This is a genomic window from Saccharopolyspora hirsuta, assembly GCF_008630535.1.
In the GTDB taxonomy this organism is placed as follows: domain Bacteria; phylum Actinomycetota; class Actinomycetes; order Mycobacteriales; family Pseudonocardiaceae; genus Saccharopolyspora; species Saccharopolyspora hirsuta.
Map to the genome: position 1 here is coordinate 416223 of NZ_VWPH01000001.1, position 18676 is coordinate 434898.

The 18676-nt window shown below is 71.2% G+C and carries 18 protein-coding genes; 6 read left to right on the forward strand and 12 right to left on the reverse strand.

Translation table 11 applies throughout. The features are described 5' to 3' along the window. Window positions 1-28: 28 nt before the first annotated feature. Entirely contained in the window at window positions 29-541 is a 513-nt protein-coding gene (locus tag F1721_RS01880) for an ATP-binding protein (RefSeq protein WP_150064726.1), read from the reverse strand. A 508-nt stretch (window positions 542-1049) separates the two neighbouring features. Continuing rightward, entirely contained in the window at window positions 1050-2312 is a 1263-nt protein-coding gene (locus F1721_RS01885) for an aminotransferase family protein (protein ID WP_150064727.1), read from the reverse strand. A gap of 486 nt (window positions 2313-2798) precedes the next feature. On the opposite strand from F1721_RS01885, the gene ssuE reads away from it, so the two are divergent. Next, window positions 2799-3359, forward strand: a complete 561-nt coding sequence (gene ssuE, locus F1721_RS01890; protein WP_150064728.1) for an NADPH-dependent FMN reductase — start codon at window positions 2799-2801, stop codon at window positions 3357-3359. A gap of 59 nt (window positions 3360-3418) precedes the next feature. On the opposite strand, the gene F1721_RS01895 is transcribed toward ssuE, so the two are convergent. Then, window positions 3419-4312 carry an ABC transporter substrate-binding protein gene (locus F1721_RS01895; RefSeq protein WP_246154022.1) on the reverse strand — a complete coding sequence of 298 codons (894 nt, stop codon included), beginning with the start codon at window positions 4310-4312 and terminating at the stop codon, window positions 3419-3421. A 434-nt stretch (window positions 4313-4746) separates the two neighbouring features. Between F1721_RS01895 and F1721_RS01900 the strand changes: the two genes are divergently transcribed. The 4 genes from F1721_RS01900 to F1721_RS01915 all read left to right on the forward strand — a co-directional run bounded on the left by F1721_RS01900 (window position 4747) and on the right by F1721_RS01915 (window position 8084). Further along, on the forward strand, window positions 4747-5667 hold the full coding sequence (locus F1721_RS01900) for an amino acid ABC transporter permease (protein WP_150064730.1): 921 nt from the start codon (window positions 4747-4749) through the stop codon (window positions 5665-5667). After that, window positions 5667-6419 carry an amino acid ABC transporter ATP-binding protein gene (locus F1721_RS01905; RefSeq protein ID WP_150064731.1) on the forward strand — a complete coding sequence of 251 codons (753 nt, stop codon included), beginning with the start codon at window positions 5667-5669 and terminating at the stop codon, window positions 6417-6419. Before F1721_RS01900 ends, F1721_RS01905 begins: the two co-directional genes overlap by 1 nt. Window positions 6420-6555: 136 nt before the next feature. After that, window positions 6556-7173 carry a class I SAM-dependent DNA methyltransferase gene (locus F1721_RS01910; protein ID WP_150064732.1) on the forward strand — a complete coding sequence of 206 codons (618 nt, stop codon included), beginning with the start codon at window positions 6556-6558 and terminating at the stop codon, window positions 7171-7173. 296 nt (window positions 7174-7469) lie between these two features. Next, window positions 7470-8084, forward strand: coding sequence for an HAD-IA family hydrolase (locus tag F1721_RS01915; protein WP_246154024.1), 615 nt, complete (start codon window positions 7470-7472; stop codon window positions 8082-8084). Here the strand turns inward: F1721_RS01915 and F1721_RS01920 are convergent. From F1721_RS01920 to F1721_RS01940, 5 genes are all read right to left on the reverse strand, one after another. Further along, the gene (locus F1721_RS01920) at window positions 8053-8640 is read right to left on the reverse strand and encodes a TetR/AcrR family transcriptional regulator (RefSeq protein ID WP_150064734.1); all 588 of its coding nucleotides are present in this window, start codon (window positions 8638-8640) and stop codon (window positions 8053-8055) included. The genes F1721_RS01915 and F1721_RS01920 overlap by 32 nt on opposite strands. A 74-nt stretch (window positions 8641-8714) precedes the next feature. Continuing rightward, window positions 8715-10232, reverse strand: coding sequence for an MFS transporter (locus F1721_RS01925; protein WP_150064735.1), 1518 nt, complete (start codon window positions 10230-10232; stop codon window positions 8715-8717). Between the two features lie 180 nt (window positions 10233-10412). Continuing rightward, window positions 10413-11072 carry a GntR family transcriptional regulator gene (locus F1721_RS01930; RefSeq protein ID WP_150064736.1) on the reverse strand — a complete coding sequence of 220 codons (660 nt, stop codon included), beginning with the start codon at window positions 11070-11072 and terminating at the stop codon, window positions 10413-10415. Between the two features lie 69 nt (window positions 11073-11141). Further along, window positions 11142-11984 (reverse strand): ABC transporter permease, encoded by an 843-nt coding sequence (locus F1721_RS01935; RefSeq protein ID WP_150064737.1) that lies wholly within the window; start codon window positions 11982-11984, stop codon window positions 11142-11144. Window positions 11985-12035: 51 nt separating this feature from the next. Beyond that, entirely contained in the window at window positions 12036-12989 is a 954-nt protein-coding gene (locus F1721_RS01940) for an ATP-binding cassette domain-containing protein (RefSeq protein ID WP_150064738.1), read from the reverse strand. 304 nt (window positions 12990-13293) lie between these two features. Here F1721_RS01940 and F1721_RS01945 point away from each other — a divergent pair, with 304 nt between their 5' ends. Further along, window positions 13294-13947 (forward strand): hypothetical protein, encoded by a 654-nt coding sequence (locus F1721_RS01945; RefSeq protein ID WP_150064739.1) that lies wholly within the window; start codon window positions 13294-13296, stop codon window positions 13945-13947. A gap of 1 nt (window position 13948) precedes the next feature. Here F1721_RS01945 and F1721_RS01950 read toward each other — a convergent pair whose 3' ends face one another. The 4 genes from F1721_RS01950 to pdhA form a co-directional block, all read right to left on the reverse strand. Then, the gene (locus F1721_RS01950) at window positions 13949-15028 is read right to left on the reverse strand and encodes a calcium:cation antiporter (RefSeq protein WP_246154026.1); all 1080 of its coding nucleotides are present in this window, start codon (window positions 15026-15028) and stop codon (window positions 13949-13951) included. 186 nt (window positions 15029-15214) lie between these two features. After that, window positions 15215-16411 carry a dihydrolipoamide acetyltransferase family protein gene (locus F1721_RS01955; RefSeq protein WP_150064741.1) on the reverse strand — a complete coding sequence of 399 codons (1197 nt, stop codon included), beginning with the start codon at window positions 16409-16411 and terminating at the stop codon, window positions 15215-15217. Between the two features lie 134 nt (window positions 16412-16545). Beyond that, a complete protein-coding gene (locus tag F1721_RS01960; RefSeq protein WP_150064742.1) occupies window positions 16546-17565 on the reverse strand; it encodes an alpha-ketoacid dehydrogenase subunit beta in 1020 nt (339 codons plus the stop codon). Then, window positions 17565-18632, reverse strand: coding sequence for a pyruvate dehydrogenase (acetyl-transferring) E1 component subunit alpha (gene pdhA / locus F1721_RS01965; protein ID WP_150064743.1), 1068 nt, complete (start codon window positions 18630-18632; stop codon window positions 17565-17567). Before pdhA ends, F1721_RS01960 begins: the two co-directional genes overlap by 1 nt. Between the last annotated feature and the right edge of the window lie 44 nt (window positions 18633-18676).

Sequence of the window (18676 nt, forward strand, 5' to 3'; positions counted from 1 at the left end):
CCGAAACGCGCCGAGCCGCTACCCGGGACTAGCGCAGGTCGGAGTTGCTCAGGCCGGAGAGCAGGCGCTTGACGACCTCGGGGTCGATCTCCGCGGTCTCCTCGGCCGGGTGCTCGGCCATCGGGCTGCGCTTGGTCTTGGAGCGGCGGGGGAGCGGGACCGCGTCCGCCGATACCCCACCCGGTAGCGGCACCTCGCACCACACGAGGCTGCCGCCGCCGCGCAGGGCGGTCGAGCCGCAGCGGCCACCGGCGAACCCGGGCGCCAGCGCCGGCGGGACGGTGGCCTGCTCGTCCTCGACCTCGGCGACCAGGCTGTCCCCGCTGAGCCGCAGGCGGACCGTGATGAAGCCCGCCGAGTCCTGGTTCGCGTTGTCCACGGCCGCGGTGACCAGGGCGGTGGTGAGCTGCGTGGTCTCGTCGACCAGATCGCGCAGGGACCACTCGGCGAGGGTGAACCGGACGAACATCTCTGCGCAGTTGACCGCGCTGGGCAGTGCGATGAGTCGCAGGTCGTCGACTTGTGCGGTTTGGGTGTTCACCTGGCTGTCGTCCTCCATCCGCGTCCGCTGCGCGTCGTCACCCGGAAGCCGTATTTTGCCAACTCGTTCGGGCGGCTCGTGCACAGGGGCGGTGGTTATCGGTCACTGCTCGCCGGGCCGGTTCCGGGGAATGTCGATTTCTCCGAGGCGTGCACCACGCGCTCCCGGCCCCCCGGCCGGGTGCCGCGGTCCGGGCCTCACGTGACTCGGTGCATGTGCGACATCCCTCGATGGTCTGCTGTGGACGATTTGGCGGCGAACCCGTTGCGGTGCCGCGCTTTTCGGTGCCGATGCCGGTGCTGCCGGGGTGGCTGGCCAGCTGCTGCGGCAACGGTCCCGGACAAAAACGTACGTGACGGATCCGGTTTGGTACAGACCGGAACGTATCGTTTCCGCAACGGGAATATTCCAGCCGGATGAGCGATGGATGTCCAGCTGCTGAATGGGCGGCGTCCGAATAACCCCAGCTCGGGGTGAATGCGACCGCTGCGCATTCACCCCGTCGAGGTCATCCGATAGTGTCAAGTCCTTCCTTGAGCGCCTTGCCGAGCAATTCGATCTCCGACTCGGCGATGGTCAGCGGCGGCGACACCGCCAGCGCCTTGCCCAGCGGGCGCACGATGACCCCGAGGTCGCGGATCGCCTTCTGCGCGCGGCCGACGGCGCCCGGGTCGGCGGCCAGCACCTCCGGCGCCAGCTCGACCGCGCCCAGCAGCCCGACACCGCCGCGCACCTCGCCCACGGCGGGGTGGTCGGCGAGCTCGAGCAGGGTCTCGTGCAGCGGGCGCTCCAGCTCGTCGGCCCGCTGGAGCAGCTTCTCCCGCTCCAGGATGTCGAGGTTGGCCAGCGCCGCGGCGGCGACCGTGGGGTGCCCGGAGTAGGTCGCGCCGTGCCGGAACACGCGGCCGGGGTGCTCCCAGAACGGCTCGGCCACCCGCTCGGCGACCACCACGCCGCCCAGCGGCAGGTAACCGCTGGTCACGCCCTTGGCGAAGGTGATCATGTCCGGGCGCAGGCCCCACCGCTCGACGCCGAACCAGCTGCCGACCCGGCCGAACCCGCAGATCACCGAGTCCGCCACGAACAGGATCCCGTGCTCGGCGCAGAGCTTGGCGACCGCCTCCAGGTAGCCCGGCTGCGGCGGGTAGAGGCCGCCCGCGCCCATCACCGGCTCGGCGAAGAACGCCGCGACCCGGTCCGCCCCGATCTGCTCGACGGCCTCGCGCAGGGCCTCGGCGTCGTCGTGCGCCACGCGGGTGGTGGCCGGGACCAGGTCGCCGAAGCCGCTCCGGTTGACCTCGATGCCGCCGATGCTGGTGCCCATGCCGTTGGTGCCGTGGTAGGCGTTGCCGCGGCTGATGATGTGCGTGCGCTCCGGCTGCCCGCGCTGCGCCCAGTACTGGCGGGCCAGCTTGGCGGCGGTGTCGATCGACTCGCCGCCGCCGGTGGTGAGGAAGATCTTCGCGCCGTCCACCGGCGCGAGCCCGGCCAGCCGGTCGGCCAGCGCCTCGGCCGGTGGGTTGGTGAAGTCGTTGAACACGAAGTAGGACTCCAGCGTGCGCATCTGCGCGGCGGCGGCCTCGACGATCTCGGTGCGCCCGTGGCCGACGTTGGCGTACCACAGGCTCGCGGTGCCGTCGAGGTAGCGGCGTCCGTCCTGGTCGTAGACCCAGACCCCCTCGGCCCGGCTGACGCAGAACTGGCTGGACCGGACCTCGAACATGTCCGCGAACGGGTGCCACAGCGAGGTGCTGCGCGGTGCTGTCGACATTTCCGCCTCTCCGTGATTCACAGTGGTGGTCGCGTTTGTCGTTGATCTTGCGTTCTGGTGGTTTCTCGTGGCTGGGTTGCGCCACGGTCCCCTGAGGTGCGGTTGGGTGGGGCTGGAGTTGGCGCAGGGGTCGCCTGTCCTCCATCGGTCTCGCCCTCCCACTCTTATCGCCGACCAGCCGGTACGCCAGTGCCAAAACGCCGAAGTTCGGCGCGCGGATTGGCCAGATCGCCACCCGGCGGTCACGCTCCGTGCTCGCCCGGTGGTCAGTCCACTGTGGTCCCTCCCGGCTGCTGGGAGGCGTTGACACGCGCTCGGTGCGCCGCCGACGATCGACCCGTGATGTTCCCGGTGCTCACCAGGCGGCGGCACGTCGACTTCCGGCGGGTCTGCGCCCAGGCGTGTCGACCCGGCGCTGCGCGCACCCGCTGAGCGGGCGGCGCGAACCAGTCCACAGTGGAGGACCTCGAAACCCAGGGAGCACGTGTGTCCAGCGTTCTGGTAATTTCCGGCAGCCCGTCGCGCACCTCGAAGACCGAGCGGATCGGCGAGCACATCGCCCAGCGGCTGGCCGCGGCCGGTCGCAGCGTCGACCACCTCCGCGTCCGGACCCTCCCGGCGGACGCCCTGCTCGGCGCCGACACCCGGGCCCCGGCCATCGCCGAAGCCCTCGCGGCGGTCGCCGCGGCCGACGGCGTCGTGCTGGCCACCCCGACCTACAAGGCCAGCTACTCCGGCCTGCTCAAGTCGTTCCTGGACCTGCTGCCGCAGTTCGGCTTCGCGGGCAAGGCGGTGCTGCCGCTGGCCACCGGCGGCAGCATCGCCCACGTCCTGGCCATCGACTACGCGCTGCGCCCGGTGGTGCACTCGCTCGGCGCCCGGCACGCGGTCCAGAGCTTCTTCCTGCTCGACAAGCACGTCACGGTGGTAGACGACGAGATCAGCGTGCACCCGGACAGCGGCGGCCCGCTGACCGACGTGATCGAGCAGTTCGACAAGGCCCTCGACGGAATCCCGCACAGCACCGTCCTGGGCCGTTCCGCATAGGGGGTTCGCAGAAGGCGCGGGGTGCCAGTCCCTAACTGGCACCCCGCGCCTCCTGCTGGTCAGCGCCGTTCCGGCGGGCTGATCTCGGAGCGCTCGATCGCCGAGGGCTCGATGCCCCACTTCTGCAGGATGCGCTGGTAGGTGCCGTCCTCGATCAGCTTGTTCACCGCCGCCTGCAGCGCCGGTGCCAGCGGGGACCCCTTCGCCAGCGCGAAGCCGACGTCCAGGCGGCGGAAGTCGTTGAGGAAGCGGAGGTTCGGCTGCTGCGAGGTGGCGTGGCGCAAGCCGTTGATCGTGCTCATCAGCACGTCGATCTTGCCCTGCCGCAGGGCCGAGTAGGAGGCGCTCTGCTCGGAGAACACCTGGACCTGGTACGGCGGGAGCCCGGCCTCCGCGCAGCGGTGCGCTTGGGCGTTCAAGGTCGACTCGAACGTGGTGCCCGCGCCGGTGCCGATGATCCGCCCGCACAGCTGCACGATGTCGGTGACCGGCGCGAGGTCGCTGTCCCGGCGGACCGCGAAGCCCTGGCCGTCGTCGATGTAGGTGACGAAGTCGATGGTCTTCCGGCGCTCCTCGGTGACGCCGAAGTTGCCGGTCCCGACCTGAAACTTGCCGCTGCCCAGCGCGGGCAGGATCGCCTCGAACGCGGCCTCCTGCCGCTCGACGCGCACCCCGAGCACGCGGGCCACCGCCTCGGCGATGTCGATGTCCAGGCCGACGGCGGTGCGGTTGTCCGGCAGGTAGAACGCGGCCGGTGGGCCGCCGATCGAGCTGCCGAACTTCAGCACCCCGGACTCGCGCACCTCCGGTGGCAGCAGGGCGGCGATCGACTCGTCCTTCGCGACCGGGGACACGACGTCGGCACCGACGTCCAAGCCCGGCGCCGGTTCGGGGGCGGGTGCGCAACCGGCGAGCAGTGCGGCGGCCGCCAGTGCGGTGGCAGTTGTTCTCACGCGCGTGAGCATTCGGTGAAGACCCTTTCGGGGAAAGGCGAACGGGTGCGGGGTGGTGGTGGCACCCGTGCGGGAGAACCGGCTGAGCGGCCGGTGGCGCGAGGTCGGCAGCGTCAGCCGCGACAAGCGGCCGACCACACCAGGGCGAGGTCGATGTGGTTGCGCTTCACCAAACGCAGTTGCCTGGTCACGCCCCGAGAATCGCCCGCTGCCGTCCGGGGTGTCAACGACGATCAACCTGTGGGACGGCCTTGACGGTCCGGCCGGGGCGGCTAGCGTTGACCAGCGGTGGTGGCTGGCCCTCCTGCGGCTTTTCCCGATCGTTCAGCGCGATTTCGTCTTCCCCGCTGTCGTGGGTGCGCAACGGTGTTCCAACCCGGTTGCGCGCTCACGACCTCCTGGCGGGGCCGATCGCAGTCCGACAGGAAGTCCTGATGACCAGATCCTCGCATCTCCAGGCGGTTCCGGAGGTCCGGACCGCCGACCGCGCCGAGCCGCCGAGAGCGGTACCGGCCCGGCACCCCGGCCGGTGGATCGCCGCCGTGGCCGTGCTGGCCGTCCTGGCCGCGGTGCTCCACTCCGTCGCCACCAACCCGAACTTCGAGTGGTCGGTGGTCGCCGCCTACTTCACGCTGCCCGCGGTGCTCAACGGCCTCTGGCTGACGCTGTGGCTGACCGCGGTCACCATGGTGCTCGGCTTCGCGCTGGGCACCGTGCTGGCGGTGATGCGGCTGTCCGGCAATCCCGTGCTCAGCTCCGTGAGCTGGCTCTACACCTGGCTTTTCCGCTCGATCCCGCTGCTGGTGCAACTGCTGTTCTGGTTCAACATCGGCGCGCTGTACCCGACGGTGAGCATCGGTCCCTGGTTCCAGATCGACACCGTCAACCTCATCGGCGGCACCGCCACCGCGGTCATCGGCCTGGTGCTGCACGAGGCCGCCTACGCCGGTGAGGTGGTGCGCGCCGGGATCCTGTCCGTCGACGCCGGGCAGACCGAGGCCGCGCAGTCCCTCGGCATGTCCCGGCTGCGGGTGCTGCGCCGGATCGTGCTGCCGCAGGCGATGCGCGCGATCATCCCGCCCGCGGGGAACATGCTGATCGGAACGCTCAAGAGCACGTCCATCGTCAGCGTCATCGCGGTGCACGACCTGCTGTACTCGGTGCAGCTGATCTACAACCGGAACTACCAGGTGATCCCGCTGCTGCTGGTGGCCACCACCTGGTACCTCGTGGTCACCTCGATCCTCACCGCGGGCCAGTACTACGTCGAGCGCCACTACGCGCGGGGTGCCGAGCGCGAGCTGCCGCCGACTCCGCTCCAACGCCTCCGGGCCGTGCTGAAGGGAGGCCGTTGATGCTGGAGATCACCGGACTGCGCAAGAGCTTCGGGTCGGCGCAGGTGCTGCGCGGCGTGGACCTCTCGGTGCGGCGGGGCGGGGTGACCTGCGTGATCGGGCCGTCCGGTTCCGGCAAGAGCACGCTGCTGCGCTGCATCAACCACCTGGAGAAGGTCGATGCCGGGCGGATCGAGGTGGACGGGGAGCTGATCGGCTACCGGGAGTCGGGAGGTCGGCTGCACGAGCTCGGCGATCGCGCGATCGCCCGGCAGCGCGCCCAGATCGGCATGGTCTTCCAGAACTTCAACCTGTTCGGCCACCTGACGGTGCTGCAGAACCTGGTGGAGGCGCCGATCGGCGTGCTCGGCCTGTCCAGGGCGGACGCGGTGGAGCGGGCGCGGGAGAAGCTGCGCCGGGTGGGCCTGGAGGGGCGCGAGGACGCCTATCCCCGGCAGCTCTCCGGCGGCCAGCAGCAGCGGATCGCCATCGCCCGAGCGCTGGCGATGGAGCCGAAGCTGCTGCTGTTCGACGAGCCCACCAGCGCCCTGGACCCGGAGCTGGTGGGGGAGGTGCTGGCGGTGCTGCGCGACCTGGCCGAGGCCGGGCACACGATGGTCGTGGTGACCCACGAGATCGGCTTCGCCCGCGAAGCGGCCGACGACGTGGTGCTCCTCGACCGCGGCGAGGTGGTGGAGTCGGGGCCGCCGGGCCGACTGCTGGACCGCCCGAGCGAGGCGCGGACCAGGGAGTTCCTGCAGCACGTGCGGTGACGGGGAATCCACTGCGGACGGTCGCGGATCACGCCGGGTGATCGGGGGTTCGCGAACTGCTGCTGTGATCTCGGTCGTACTCCTGGGGATCGGATCGTGCGAAGGTCGGGTGATCCGAGCGGAAGGAGCGTCGATCATGACTGGCCGCAGCCCGAAGTTGCAGCGCGCGTACGACCTCAGGAGCAAGGAGGAGGCGGAAGCGGTCTACGACGACTGGGCCGCCGAGTACGACGCGGACATGGTCGGCGGCATGGCCTACGTGGCCCCGGCCAACGCGGCGAACCGCCTGGTCGACCTGGCGGGCGACCCGGGACCGGTGCTCGACGCCGGGTGCGGGACCGGACTGGTCGGCGCGGCCCTGGCGGCCCGGTCGGTCGCGGTGATCGACGGCGTCGACCTGTCCCAGGGCATGCTCGACCAGGCCAGGGCGCGCGGCGTGTACCGCGACCTGACCAAGGCGGACCTGACGCAGCGCCTGGACATCCCGGACGACACCTACGCGGCGGCGATCTGCGTCGGCACGATCACCGACGGCCACGTCGGCCCGGAGGTCTTCGACGAGCTGGTCCGCGTGGTGCGCCCCGGTGGCCTGGTGGTGGCCACGGTGGCGCACGTGTGGGAGTCCCGGAAGGTCGGCGAGCACCTGGACGGCCTGGTCGCGGCGGGCCGCATCCACCTCCGCGAAGCCGACGAGTGGGACTCGGTCAACGGCGAGAACGTCCGCTGCCGGATCCCCGTGCTCGAAGTCCGCTGACCTCTGGGGGATCGCGGTCCTGCTGTCGCATCTGTGCGTGGGAGGGGCTTGGCGATCGGTGGTGATAGCGGGGTGGAGTTGGGGAGGAGGGGTGCCGTTTCGCACGGGGCTGGGTTTGGGTTCGAAGCGGTGGGGGGTTGCGTTGGGGTGTGCAGCGATTTCAATCGAAATTGCCGTCGTTTTCGGGGAAACCTGCGGTTGGGGTGGTGAGGCAATTTCAATCGAAATCGCGTGAGGTCCGGAACCGCTGTGACGGGAGTGGTCTGGGGAGCGGGCGGGGTGGGAGCATGATCGGCATGGCGGCGTTCGATGCTGTGTTGTGCGATCTCGACGGGGTGCTGCGCTGGTGGGATCCGGCGATCATGCGGGATGCCGAGCGTGCGGGCGGTCTTGCGCCGGGGGCGTTGGCCGAGGTTGCGTTCGCTCCGCGTCTTGTGGAGCCCGCGATCACCGGGGTGCAGACCGATGAGGAGTGGCGGGAGGCCATCGCCGTTGAACTCGCCGAGGTCTGCGGGGTGGATGCTGCGCGTGCGGTGGTCGCGCAGTGGTCGGAGCCGCACGGGGAGGTCGTCGAGGAGGTGGCCGAGATCCTCGGGGGCGTAGGGGTTCCGGTGGTCCTGGTGTCCAACGCGACGTCCAGGCTCGAGTCCGACCTGGCGGCGTTGGGGGTGCTCGACCTCTTCGACGCCGTGGTGAACAGCTCCCGCGTCGGCGTCGCCAAGCCCGATCCGCGCATCTACCGGTTCGCGGCCGAACGAGCGGGGGCTGAGCTCGACCGCTGCCTGTTCGTCGATGACACCCCGGCCAACGTGGAAGCCGCTCGCGCGCTGGGGATGACCGGCGTGCACTACCGGAATCCGGCCGAGCTCCGGGACGTTCTCACGGCGGGCCGTCGAGCCAGCGCTGGATGAGCGGGGCCGTGATCGCGACCAGGTTCTCCTTCGGTTCCGCGCTGATCGCCTTCGTGCGCAGCACCAGGCGGGAGGCACCTAGGCCCATCAGGTGGCTGCACACCAGCTCCGCGCGCAGGCGCGCGTCGGGGCCGGTGAGGCGTTCGGCCAGGCGGGAGACCAGCTGGTGCTCGAAGTTCGCGCGGAACTGGGCGCCCGCCGGGCGCGAGGAGGTGAACACCGCTCGGACCAGCGGATCGCCCTGGGTGCGGTCGTGGTAGTCCAGCAGGGTGCGGACCAGGTGCTCGCCGAGCCGGGGGAGCTCGCAGTCCAGCAGCCGCTCGGCGTCCTGCTCGAAGCCGGAGGCCTCGGCGAACAGGTTCTCCTTGCTGCCGAAGTACTTCACCACCAGCGCGGCGCTGACCTCGGCGTCGGCCGCGATGTCGCGCAGCGTCACGTCGGCGTAGCCGCAGGACGAGAAGCGGCGCCGGGCCATCTTCAGGATGGCCTCGCGGGTCGCGCAGGCGTCGCGCCGCTGGTCTTCGCCGACTGCCGTGGCGGGTGCCGTGCTGGGCATGCCGTTCAGGCTAGCGCGGCTGCCCGCCCGCGGTCGCCACCTGCGCGGTGGGAACTTCGCCGCGCCGGGAGCGATCACACCCGCGCGGGTACGGGTGCGGACCGCCGCGCGGTGGGGGTGGCGGCGGCGATCAGCGCGGCCAGCAGCGCCGCCGAACCAGCGACCATGAACACCCAGGAGTAGGCGGTCACCGACGGGTACTCGACGCCGGAGATCTGCACCACCGACCCCGTGGTCAGCGCCACCACGATGGCGCTGCAGCTGGACGTGCCGATCGAGCGGGCCAGGGTGTTCAGGCTGTTCGCGGCGGCGGTCTCGGCCGGTGGCACGGCCCGCATGATCAGCGTCGGCAGCGCCCCGTAGGCCAGCGCGCCGCCGATCGCCACGACGGTCAGGTTGAACACCACCAGCGGCAGCGGGTCGTGCAGGAACGATCCGGCGAGGTTGCCCGCGGTCAGGACGGTCCCGCCGAGGATCAGCGTGGTGCGCGGGCCGTGCCGCCGGGAGATGCGCGCCGACAGCGGGGAGAACACGCCCATCGCGCCGCCGATCGGCAGCAGCACCAGCCCGGTGACCACCAGCGACATGCCGAACCCGTAGCCGGTGCCGACCGGGGCCTGCAGGATCTGCGCGCCGACCATGAACCCGGCGAACATGGCCAGCCCGATCAGCACCGAGGCGATGTTGGTCAGCAGCACCGCGGGCCGGGCCGAGACCCGCAGGTCCACCAGCGGCGAGGGGGTGCGCAGCTCGTAGCCGCCCCACACAACGAACAGCACGGCGGCGGCCAGCAGCAGGCCGAGCACCGCCGGGCTGGTCCAGCCCCAGTCGTTGCCCTTGGAGATCGCCAGCAGCAGGCAGGTCAGCGCCGCCGAGAGCCCCAGCGCGCCGACCAGGTCGAACCGCCCGCCGCTGCGCAGCGGGGATTCGGGCACCACCAGCCGCACCAGCGCGAACTCGACGACGCTGAAGATCGCCGCACCGGCGAACAACCAGTGCCAGTTGAAGTGCTCGGCGACCAGCCCGGTCACCGGCAGCCCGACCGCGCCGCCGATGCCGAGCGTGGCGCTCATCAGCGCCACCCCGGAGGTGATCCGCTCCTCCGGCAGCTCGTCGCGCATGATGCTGATGCCCAGCGGGACCACGCCGATGGCCGCGCCCTGCAGCACCCGGCCGATCAGCACGGCCCCGAAGTCGTCGCTGACCGCGCCGATGGCGCTGCCCGCGGCCATGGCCGCCAGCGAGACCAGCAGCATCCGCCGCTTGCCGTACATGTCGCCGAGTCGGCCCAGCACCGGGGCGCACACCGCGCCCGCCACCAGGGTCGCGGTGATCAGCCAGGCCGCGTTGGCCGGTGTGGTGTTGAGCAGCCGGGGGAACTCCGGCAGCAGCGGCACGACCAGGGTCTGCATCAGCGACACCGCGATCCCGCAAGAGGCCAGCACGCCGATGACGACCCCGCCTCCCCGCGATTCGCGGTGGTGGTTGCGTTCGGGGGTGATCTCGCGCTTCGGGGACCCTTGTGGCTGGGTTGCGTCACGTTCCCCTGAGGTGCGGTTGAGTGCGTCTGGACCAGGCCCAGGGGCGTTCATCTGTGCTCCTCGCTGCGCGGTGAACTTGCGTTCACCAAGCAAGTAAACCTGTGTTCACCACGGCGCACAAGGGTCCGTCGGGGTGTGATCCCGTCCGGCGGAAGGTGTTTCGCCCGCACGTCGGTCCACAATGGACCCGCGGCGGGCAGGGGTTTCGGCTGGTCCCGAGCTGCTAGCGGCTCAGGTGAGCATGCGCTCCAGGACCATCCGGCGGCTGGAGAGCACGTGCTGCTTGGCCACCTCGGCCGCCCGGTCGGCGTCCCCGGCGGTGATCGCGGCCCGGATCGCGTCGTGCTCGCGGCAGACCCGCTCGGGTTCGAGGTTCATCCGGAACAGCCAGGCCAGCCTGCCGTGCAGCGGCTCCAGCATCGAGGCCAGCAGCTCGTTGCCGGACAGCTCCAGGAGCTTGCCGTGGAAGGCCTCGTTGGCGCTGGACATCTCCTCGATCTCACCGGCCTCGTGGGCCTTGCTGGCCCGATCGACCAGCTCGGCCAGCACCGCGACGTCGCCGGACCCGGCGCGCTCGGCCGCCAGGCGCGCGGCGTAGACCTCCAGCGCCTCGCGCACCTCGAACAGCTCCTTGGCCTGCTCGCGGTCGAGGCCGCGGACGAACACGCCGCGGCGGCCGGGCGGCACGTCGACGAAGCCCTCGCTCTGCAGCATCCGGATCGCCTCCCGCACCGGGACGCGGGAGATCCCCAGCTCGACCGCGAGGTCCTGCTCGAAGATCCGGTCCCCGGGCAGCAACCGGCCGTCGGCGATGCGCGCCTGCAGCTCCTGGCGCACCCGCTCGCGCAGGGGAACGCGGGGTTCCGCGGCTTGCTCTCCGGTGACCGACACGGTGCCTCCTCGTCGCTGGCTGCCGCACCACCCTAGGCCAGGGACCGGGCGGTGCGGCAGCGTTCGCGATCAGATGCCGCGCTTCATCGCCCGGGTGCCCAGCAGCAGGCCGACCGCGGCGATCGCCACCGCGGCGAGCCCGCCCGCCAGCACCGACGGGTCCAGCAGCTGGCCGGAGAACAGCGCCCGCTCGGCGTCGGCGATGTGCGAGACCGGGTTGATCCGCGCCACCACCTGCAGCCACGCCGGTCCGAAGTCCATCGGCAGCAGCACCCCGGACAGCAGCATCAGCGGGAACAGGGCCAGCTGGGTGATCGCGTAGAACAGCTCACCGCCGGGGTGCGAGGCGATGGCCACCAGGTAGGACAGCGAGCCCAGCCCGACGCCGAACACCAGCAGCAGCGCCAGCCCGGCCAGCACGCCGACGGGGTGCAGCTGGAAGCCCAGCGGCACCGACAGCGCGATGAGCAGCGCGGCCTGCACCAGCAGCAGGGCGAACTCCTTGAGGGTGCGGCCGACGAGCATCGCCGAGCGGCTCAGCGGCGTCACCAGCATCCGCTCGTGCGAGCCGCTGCCCAGCTCGACCAGCAGGTTGTACCCGGCCATCATCGGCCCGAACAGGCACATCATCACCAGGATGCCGGGCACGAACCACTGCCACGGCGAGCTGCCGAAGCCGGAGGTCCCGGCCAGCAGCGGGCCGAACAGGAACAGGAACAGCAGCGGCTGCGCCATGCTGAGCAGGATCGTCGCCGGTTCCCGCAGGGCCGGGGTGATCTCCCGCTGGAAGACCGTCGCGGTGTCGCGGAAGAAGTGCGGTCCCGCCTCCGGTTCCGCCTCTCCGCGTTTTTCAGTGGTGGTTGCGTTTGGTGTCGTTCTTGCGTTTTGCGGTTTCTTGTGGCTGGGTTGCATCACGGTCCCCTTGGGTGCGGTTGAGCGGAACTCCGGTTGGCGCAAGAGGTGTCACGTTTCGCTCTCGCGCAGGCTCCGGCCGGTCAGGGCGAGGAAGACGTCGTCCAACGTGGGGCGGGCGGTTTCCGCCGCGACCGACTTGACGCCGTTGTTCTCCAGCGCGCGCAGGTACTCCGGCAGCGCGGTGTCGGCGCGTGGCACCCGGACGCGGATGGTGTGGTTCTCGACGGTCACCGCGTCGGTTTCGGCGATGCGCGCTGCCGTCTCGGCCGCTGCTGCCACGTCCGGCGGGGCGACGGTGATCGTGATGCGGTCCCCGGCGAGGTCGGCCTTGAGCTGACCGGGCGTGCCGTCGGCGATGACCCGGCCGTGGTCGACGATCACCACCCGCTCGGCCATGCTGTCGGCCTCGTCGAGGTAGTGGGTGGTGAACAGCAGCGTGGCGCGGTGCTCGGCGCGCAGCCGCAGCACGTGCTCCCAGATGTTGGCGCGGCTGTGCGGGTCCAGCCCGGTGGACGGCTCGTCCAGGAACAGCAGCTCGGGCCGGTTGACCAGGCCCATCGCGATGTCCAGGCGGCGGCGCTGGCCGCCGGAGAGGGTGCCGGGCTTGCGGTCGGCCAGCGCGGTGAGGTCGAGCAGCTCCAGCACCTCGTCGGCGCGGCGGCGGGCGTCGCGGCGGGACAGGCCGTAGCTGCGGCCCTGGGTGATCAGCTCGTCGCGGGCCCGGTAGTTCTCCCCGGCGCTGTTCTTCTGCCCCACGTACCCGATGCGGGCGCGCACGGCCGCGGGCTCGGTGCGGATGTCGTGCCCGGCCACGGTGGCGGTGCCGGAGGTGGGCGGCAGCAGCGTGGTGAGCATCCGCAGGCTGGTCGACTTCCCGGCGCCGTTCGGACCGAGGAAGGCGACCAGCTGACCGGGTTCGACGTCGAGGTCCAGGCCGCGGACGGCCTCGACGGGTTTGCGTCTGACGGTGAACCTGCGGGTCAGGCCGCGGGCGCGGATCATCGACGACTCCTGTCCGGTAGAGCGCCCGCCGAATGCGGGCACGACGAAGAAACCCCAGTTCAGGGGCGGTTTCGGGATGAACTCGATCCTGCCCGGGCGCGGGGCCGCCGGTCAAACGTGAACAGCACTTTCATGTTTGCGTTGACCTGCGAAAACGCCATTCGTGGGCGGTCTCGGCTGGCCGGGCGAATCGGACGAATGCGCAGTTCGGAGGCGGCCCGGGAGGAATTCCGGGGAAATTTTGCTGTGAACCTGAGGTTTACACGTGGTACTGTAAACCTCAGGTTCACAAGGAGGTTGGAAGGTGGAAGAGGTCGGGAGGTTGGTGCGGCAGCTGGCCGAGGCGTCGCCGGTCGAGGTGGTCGACCCGGGGCCCAAGGCCAGCGATGTCGGCGACGAGCAGGCGCGGCGGTTGCGCGCGCTGAGCAGGTTCCGGGCGGCGCTGGACGCCGAGGAGCGGGTGGCCGAGGCGGCGCTGCGGCAGACCGCGGAGGCCGCGGAGGAGTCGGTCTGGCTGGGCGCCAGCCTGGCCGACCTGAGCGCGGTCACCGGGCGCACCCGCCAGGCGGCGCGGAAGCGCTGGCCGGAGCTCGGCGACGTCTACCGCCGCCGCAAGTGGCTGGGCAACCACGTGGAGGACATCACCCACATGGCCGGGCTCCTGGCGTCCCGCGCCGACGACCTGGTGCCCACCTGGGGCCACGGCACGTTCATGCGGTTGATCCGCGAGCTCCGCGAGGGCATCCAGCGCTGCGAGGCGGACTTCGCCGCGGACGCCCAGGGCGGCGAGCACCCGGCGGCCCGCTGGCGGGCCCTGGACGACCTGGTCAACGTGACCCTGCGCGGAGCTGTCGAAGCGGCGGGCGAACCGCAAACGCCGGAAGCGGACTTCGCCCTCCACGGGGCCAAGGGCGTCCTCGGCTACTACGACCACGCAACCGCGTCCGAGGACGCCTGACTCACGAGAACACGGCGAGCCCGTAGATCAGGAAGACCAGCAGGTGCGCAGCACCGTGCAGGGGCGTGACCTTCTTGCCCGCGAACGTCGTGATCGAGAGCAGGAGGGTCACGCCGAGCAGCACCAGATTGGTCGGGCTCTCGGCGAGCACGACGGTCTGCCCGGTCAGCAGTCCGATGGTCAGCACTGCGGGGATGGTCAGGCCGACGGTGGACACCAGGGCGCCGTGGCAGAGGTTGCTCACGCGCTGGATCTCCCCGCTGTGCGCGGCCCGGATCGCGGTGATCGTCTCCGGGAGGAACACGATCATCGCGATCAGGATGCCGGACAGCGCCACCGGAGCCCCGGCGCGGTCGAGACCGTCGTCCAGCAGCGCGGCCATGTCGTGCGACAGCAGCACGATGGGGACCACGGTCAGCACGAGGGCGAGTGCCCGCAGTGCCAGCTCGGAGCGGTGCTGCGACAGGACCTCGGTGATGGCGGTGCGCCGCTCCGGGGTGGTGTCGTGCTGCGCCGAGACCTCCTGGAAGTCCCCGCGCTGCTTGCCCATCTGCCGCTGGAGGAAGAAGGCGTACAGGAGCACGGTCAGCACGATGACCGGGATCTCCTGCCCGGCCCCGTAGGCACCGCCCGAGCCGATCAGGCCGGGCAGGGCGAAGGCGAGGGTGCTGAGCACCACGAGCAGCGACAGGTAGGCGGAGACCCCGGTGCGATTGGGTTCGAGGGTGTCGTGCCGCAGACCGCCGACGAGCAGCGCGACGCCGATGACCAGGTTCATGATGATCATCGAGACGGCCATCACCGAGTCGCGCGCGATGGTGGCGTGCTCCCCGGGCCCGAGCATGACCGCCGAGATCAGGACGACCTCGATCAGCACGATGGACAGCGTCAGCACGAGCGTGCCGTAGGGATCGCCGAGCCGGTGCGCCAGGTGCTCGGCCTGCGCGACCACGCCGAAGGCGCAGACGACGATCACGCCGACGATGCCGCCGAGCACGCCGACCAGCGCCGGACCCGGAAGGTGCGCCGAGAGAACCGGTTCGGCCGCGATGACCCCGAAGAACGCGCCCCAGCCCAACAAGAGCCGGAAGACGACAGCGGGAGTGATGACGCTTCGAAAGGTGGATGCTGTCCGCACCGACGTGCACCTGATTCTGCTGGGCCGTCCCTGCTCGCGATGTCGCTCACGGGTCGTCCCGCTCGCACCTCCGTACCCCCACCCTACCCGCCCCCCCCCGGAAGCCGGACTCCCGGGGCGCGGGGCGGATCACAGGTCGGCGAGGGTGGTGATGGGGTTTTCGACGCAGTCGGCGATGTGGCGGAGGAAGCCTCCTGCTGTTCCTCCGTCGCAGACGCGGTGGTCGAAGGTCAGGGAGAGCTGGGTGACCTTGCGGAGGGTCAGTTCTCCCCGGTGGGCCCAGGGTTTGTCGGTGATGCGGCCGACGCCGAGGATCGCCGCTTCCGGGTGGTTGATGATCGGCGTCGAGCCGTCCACGCCGAACACGCCGTAGTTGTTGAGGGTGAAGGTGCCTCCGGTGAGGTGCTTGGGTTCCAGGTCGCCCGCGCGGGCTCGTTCGGTGCGGTGGGCGATCGCTTCGGCGAGCTGCGCGGTGGTCATCTCGTGCGCGTCGTGGACCACCGGGACCACCAGGCCGCGCGGGGTCTGGGCGGCGAAGCCGAGGCCGATGCGGGAGTGCTGGACGATCTCGTTGCGGTCGGTGTCCACCGATGCGTTGAGCTCCGGGAACCGGCGCAGCCCGGCGACGCAGAACCGCGCGAGCAGCGCCAGCAGGCCGATCCCGCGGGCTTTGAGCGCGTCGCGGGCCTCCAGGAGGCGGGTCGCGTCGACGTCCACCCACGTGCTGGCGTCCGGGATCTCGCGGCGGCTCCGGGTGAGCTTGTCGGCCACCGCGCCGCGCAGGCCCCGCAGCGGGGTGCGGATCTCCTGCGGCCGTGCGGGTTCGGGCTGCCGGGCCGATTCCACGTCGCGGCGCAGGATCACGCCGCCCGGGCCAGATCCGTCCACAGCGGACAGGTCGATGCCGTGCTGCTTCGCGAGCCGACGCACGATCGGCGACAGCACGCGCGGAGCTCCGGTGCCGTTGGTCGGCGGTACGGCGTGGACGGGCCGGGCGCGGTTCCTGCGCCGACGCGTTGCGGTCCCGGTCCCGTAGCCGACGAGCACGTTGCCGGATCCGGCACGCTCCTCGGTCCGGTGCTGCTCGTGCGGGGAGTCCGGGCTGGTGATCGTGGTCAGCGGGGCGCCCACCGCGATGACGTCACCGGGCTCGCCGTGCAGCGCCTCGACGACTCCGGCGTGCGGGCAGGGCACGTCCACGACCGCCTTGGCGGTCTCCACCTCGACCACCACCTGGTCGGCCTCGACCCGGTCGCCGACCGCGACGTGCCAGCGGACGATCTCCGCCTCGGTCAGTCCTTCGCCCAGGTCGGGCAAAGCGAACACAGCTCCGCCTCTCCGCGATTCACCGTGGTGGTCGCGTTCGGAGGTGATCTCGCGTTTCGGGGTTTCTCGTGGCTGGGTTGCGTCACGGTCCCCTGAGGTGCCGTTGCGCGGGACTGGGTTTGACACAGGGCTGCTCACGCCGCTCCCTCCTGCGCGCCGATCCACTTCGTGTCCGGTTGGTCGTCCCACTGCAGCCTGGCGAGGGTGTCGAGCACCCGGTCGACGTTCGGCAGGTGGCTGTGCTCCAGCTTCGGCGGCGGGTACGGGACGTCGAACCCGGAGACGCGCAGCACCGGCGCGGCCAGCGAGTGGAAGCAGCGCTCCTGCACCCGCGCCGCGATCTCCGCGCCCACGCCCGCGAATCCCTGCGCCTCCTGCAGGACCACGCACCGGCCGGTCTCGCGCACCGCGGCGGTCACCGTCTCGTCGTCGAAGGGCACCAGGCTGCGCACGTCGAGGACTTGGACGTCCCAGCCCTCCTCGGCGGCGGCTTCCGCGGACTCCAGGGCCAGCGGGACGCCGGGGCCGTAGGCGATCAGCGTGGCGTCGCGGCCCGGTCGGCGGACCACAGCGCGGCCGATCGGCTCGGTGCTCACCGGCAGCTCGACGTCCTCTTTGGACCAGTAGAGCTTCTTGGGCTCCAGGAACACCACCGGGTCCGGGTCCGCGATCGCCTCGCGCAGCAGCGAGTACGCGTCCGACGGCGTGGCGGGGGAGACCACCTTCAGACCGGGGGTGTGCGCGTAGTAGGCCTCGCTGGAATCGCAGTGGTGCTCGACGCCGCCGATGCCGCCCGCGAACGGCACCCGGATCACGATCGGCAGCGACACCGCCCCGCGGGTGCGGTTGCGCATCTTGGCCACGTGCGAGACGACCTGCTCGAAGGCGGGGAAGGCGAAGGCGTCGAACTGCATCTCCACCACCGGGCGGAACCCGGCCATCGCCATCCCGACGGCGAACCCGGCGATGCCGGACTCGGCCAGCGGGGTGTCGAAGCAGCGGTCCTCGCCGAAGGTGTCCTGCAACCCGTCGGTGATCCGGAACACCCCGCCGAGCTTGCCGACGTCCTCCCCGAAGACCACGACGTTCTCGTCCTCGGCGATGGCGTCGCGCAGCGCCGCGTTGAGCGCCTGCGCCATGCTGGTCGGAGCCATCACAACGCCTCCTGTTCGGCCTGGAGCTGGGCGAGCTGCTCGCGCAGCTGCGGGGTCGGCTCGGCGTAGACGTGGCGGAACAGCTCCGCCGGGTCCGCGGTCGGCTCGGCCTGCATGCGGCTGCGGACCTGCGCGGCGAACTCCTCGGCCTCCGCGGCGATCCGCTCGACGGCGGCGTCGTCGAGGTGCCCGGCCGCGCGCAGGTGGCGCTCCAGCCGGTCGATCGGGTCCCGCTGCCGCCACTGCTCGACCTCGTCGGCGGAGCGGTAGCGCCCGGCGTCGTCGGCGTTGGTGTGCGCCTCCATCCGGTAGGTGTGCGCCTCGACCAGGAACGGTCCGGCACCGGAGCGGGCGTGCGCCACGGCGGCATCCAGCACCGACAGCACGGCCGCCGCGTCGTTGCCGTCCACCTGCTCGCTGCGCACGCCGTAGCCGATCCCCTTGTGCGCCAGCGAAGGCGCCACCGACTGCTTGGCCAGCGGCACGCTGATCGCATAACCGTTGTTCTGCACCAGGAACACCACCGGGGCGCGGAAGACCGCGGCGAAGTTCAGCGCCTCGTGGAAGTCGCCCTCGCTGGTGGCGCCGTCGCCGATCAGCGCCAGCGCGACCGCGCCGCTGCCCTTGCGGGCTTCACCGTGCGCCAGGCCGACCGCGTGCAGGGTCTGGGTGGCCAGCGGGGTGCACTGCGGGGCGGTGCGGGTGCTCGGCACGTCGTAGCCGCAGTGCCAGTCGCCGCGCAGCAGCGTCAGCACCTCCACCGGGTCGATGCCGCGGGTCACCAGCGCCACCGAGTCCCGGTAGGTGGGGAACAGCCAGTCCTGCGCGCCGATGCTCAGCGCCGCGCCCACCTGGCAGGCCTCCTGGCCGCGCGAGGACGGGTACACCGCCAGCCGACCCTGCTTGGTGAGGGTGGTGGCCTGCGCGTCGAACCGGCGGCCCACGACCATCGCCCGGTAGGCGGCCAGCAGCCGGGGCGGCTCCGGCACCGGGTAGTTCGGATCGGGCTGCTCCAGCAGCCCCACCGGACTGCTCGACGGAAGCCATTCCACGGTCGACACCTCCATTGGACGACTGGCTTGAGATCGTCGGCCAGCGGTGTCATGTGATA

What these genes read in the sequence shown, in the direction of transcription:
- F1721_RS01915 (WP_246154024.1), top strand. Translation starts at nt 7,470, where the DNA reads ATGGCGGCGTTCGATGCTGTGTTGTGCGATCTCGACGGGGTGCTGCGC.
- F1721_RS01900 (WP_150064730.1), top strand. Translation starts at nt 4,747, where the DNA reads ATGACCAGATCCTCGCATCTCCAGGCGGTTCCGGAGGTCCGGACCGCC.
- F1721_RS01940 (WP_150064738.1), bottom strand. Translation starts at nt 12,989, where the DNA reads ATGATCCGCGCCCGCGGCCTGACCCGCAGGTTCACCGTCAGACGCAAA.
- F1721_RS01920 (WP_150064734.1), bottom strand. Translation starts at nt 8,640, where the DNA reads ATGCCCAGCACGGCACCCGCCACGGCAGTCGGCGAAGACCAGCGGCGC.
- F1721_RS01885 (WP_150064727.1), bottom strand. Translation starts at nt 2,312, where the DNA reads ATGTCGACAGCACCGCGCAGCACCTCGCTGTGGCACCCGTTCGCGGAC.
- F1721_RS01925 (WP_150064735.1), bottom strand. Translation starts at nt 10,232, where the DNA reads ATGAACGCCCCTGGGCCTGGTCCAGACGCACTCAACCGCACCTCAGGG.
- F1721_RS01905 (WP_150064731.1), top strand. Translation starts at nt 5,667, where the DNA reads ATGCTGGAGATCACCGGACTGCGCAAGAGCTTCGGGTCGGCGCAGGTG.
- F1721_RS01935 (WP_150064737.1), bottom strand. Translation starts at nt 11,984, where the DNA reads ATGCAACCCAGCCACAAGAAACCGCAAAACGCAAGAACGACACCAAAC.
- pdhA (WP_150064743.1), bottom strand. Translation starts at nt 18,632, where the DNA reads ATGGAGGTGTCGACCGTGGAATGGCTTCCGTCGAGCAGTCCGGTGGGG.
- F1721_RS01910 (WP_150064732.1), top strand. Translation starts at nt 6,556, where the DNA reads ATGACTGGCCGCAGCCCGAAGTTGCAGCGCGCGTACGACCTCAGGAGC.
- F1721_RS01960 (WP_150064742.1), bottom strand. Translation starts at nt 17,565, where the DNA reads ATGGCTCCGACCAGCATGGCGCAGGCGCTCAACGCGGCGCTGCGCGAC.